Here is a 2,170-nt window from a genome sequence, read left to right on the forward strand (position 1 = left end):
AGTGCGGCATCGGACCGTGCGGACCAAAGGGGCGCTCTCGGCCACGACCGCCAAGCTGATGGTGTTCAAGCTGGTGATGGCGGCGTCGAAAACCTGGCGCCGGCTGAAGGGCGAAAACCAGTTGCCGAAGGTCGTGGCCGGCGTCATCTTCCGCGACGGGGCCGAGGCCGCCGCGAGCCCAGATCACCGCGCCGCCTAACCGTCGCCGTCACCAAAAATCCTGCATAGCTCGTTTCCTGACCTCGGATATCCCATGAAGCTGCGCCTGCCCAAATTCTTCGACAAGCGCCCGCCGCTCGTCCACGGCCCGCTTCCCGGCTTCGATCCGATCTATTATCTCTTCTGGTATCCAGATGTGCGCGCAGCTGGTCTGGACCCGTTGAGTCACTACCTCCTCGCCGGCTGGAAAGAGGGCCGTGATCCGAGCGCGGGATTCAGCACAAGAGGCTATCTCGCCGCAAATCCTGACGTCGCGGCAATAGGATATAACCCGTTGCTGCATTTCCTGAATGTCGGCTTTTCGGAAGGGCGTGTCGGCTACATCAAGAATCCCGTGGCGGCGGCCCCGCGCCCCAATTCCACCGTCGCGCCGATGAAGCTTCTGTCTGGGCCGAGTTCAAAGCCGACCGGCGGACCACTACAAGGTTACGTCGACGCGATTACGCACACATACGTCCGTGGCTGGGCGTTGCCACTCCGCTCGTCACAAGCGCCGGCGGAGATTCATATCTTCGTCGATGATACAGTTGTTGGTCGCACAGATGCGAACAAACTTAGAGGAGATCTTATTGAGCAAAATATCGGCAAAGGCAGATGTGGATTTATATACAAATTCCAGTCATCTCTTGATTATAAATCGACGCAAACTGTTATTGTCCGTCGAGCGGGCGATAGATACGAGCTTGGACGTGCCGTGATCTGAGAAAAATTTGATCAGGCAACCACAAGCGCCGCGCAGAGGCGCCGGAGATACTTAATTTGGTGTTCTTTTTGGGAATATTTAAATCCAGTATACACTTGGGCCTACGCAGCGGTTCCGGTAAGTCGGCTGGCGCTCCTCGATGCGCCGGCATGTTCGCGTCTGAACTGTCACAGTACCGCGCAATTAGATGTTCAGTCCCAGGATTTGGTAGTGCGGGTTCTGAGTGAACCTAGAGGGCTCATCCGCCCAGGCTTTGCAGATAGCTTCGTAGGGCGCGAGGCCGCGTAGCGTCGTGGCGTCCTTAATCGTGCGGTTCATCCGCTCAACTTGACCGTTCGTCCAGGGATGGCGCGGCTTCGTGAGACGGTGCTCGATGTCGAGGTCGGCGCAGGCACCCTCGAAGGAGTGGCAGCGGAACAGCACCTTCTCGGCGCGCATCGCTCTGATCTCCTCCGGCGTCCACGTGTTGCCGGATGGCTCGGTGATAATGCGTGCCGTTATCGGTGAGCACGGTGTGGATCTTGTAGGGAACGGCGGCAGCAAGGGCCCGCAGGAAATTGCCGGCGACCCGGCGCGTGATCTTCTCGTGCAACTCGGCGGAGGCGAACTTGGAGGTCCGATCGATCGCCACGAGCAGGTAAAGCCGGCCTTCTTCGGTGTGCACCTCAGCGATATCGATGTGGAAGTAGCCGATCGGGTACCGCTTGAACTTTGCACGGAGCGGCTTGTCGCTCCCCACCTCGGGCAGCCGCGAGATGCCATGGCGCTGCAGGCAACGGTGCAGGCTTGAGCGCGTGAGGTGCGGGATCGTCGGCTGGAGGGTGTAGAGGCAGTCGTCGAGTGACAAAAGGGTATGCCGGCGGAAGGCGACGATCACCGCCTCGTTCTCGGCCGACAGCACCGTGGATCGGGGTTCTGTGGGGCCCGTCTTCCGGTCAGCCACCGAGGACCGCTTCTTCCACTTCGCAACGGTCTTTGGGTCGACACCGTAACGGGCCGCCAGCGCCCTCAGGCTCGCTTGACTATGCTGTATCGCTCGATGGACTGCCGCTGTCGTCGTGGCACTCCCGTGCTGAACCTGGCCCATAGCGCATCCTTTCACTCGCGTGAGAAAACTGCACCATCAAACCTTGGGATCAAACATCTAGAGGCGGGACTGTCAGGAATTTCGTGTGGGGGCGGCCATAGTGGACCCGAAGGAGGTTCCCGATGGCACGACGCAAAGCACCCCGCATCCCTGACGCGATC

At 59.9% G+C, this 2,170-nt stretch carries 1 protein-coding gene and 2 pseudogenes; 2 read left to right on the top strand and 1 reads right to left on the bottom strand.

Annotated features, from left to right (window positions below; genetic code table 11):
* Window positions 1-199: pseudogene (locus ASG32_RS35525) on the top strand (IS256 family transposase); the annotation flags it as partial.
* 54 nt (window positions 200-253) lie between these two features.
* Window positions 254-922: a hypothetical protein gene (locus ASG32_RS35855; RefSeq protein ID WP_348271907.1), complete on the top strand. Its 669-nt coding sequence runs from the start codon at window positions 254-256 to the stop codon at window positions 920-922.
* Between the two features lie 183 nt (window positions 923-1,105).
* Here ASG32_RS35855 and ASG32_RS35860 read toward each other — a convergent pair.
* Window positions 1,106-2,009: pseudogene (locus ASG32_RS35860) on the bottom strand (IS481 family transposase).
* Window positions 2,010-2,170: the final 161 nt, after the last annotated feature.

Origin of the sequence: Methylobacterium sp. Leaf361, assembly GCF_001424445.1 — a bacterium.
Classification (GTDB): Bacteria; Pseudomonadota; Alphaproteobacteria; order Rhizobiales; family Beijerinckiaceae; genus Methylobacterium.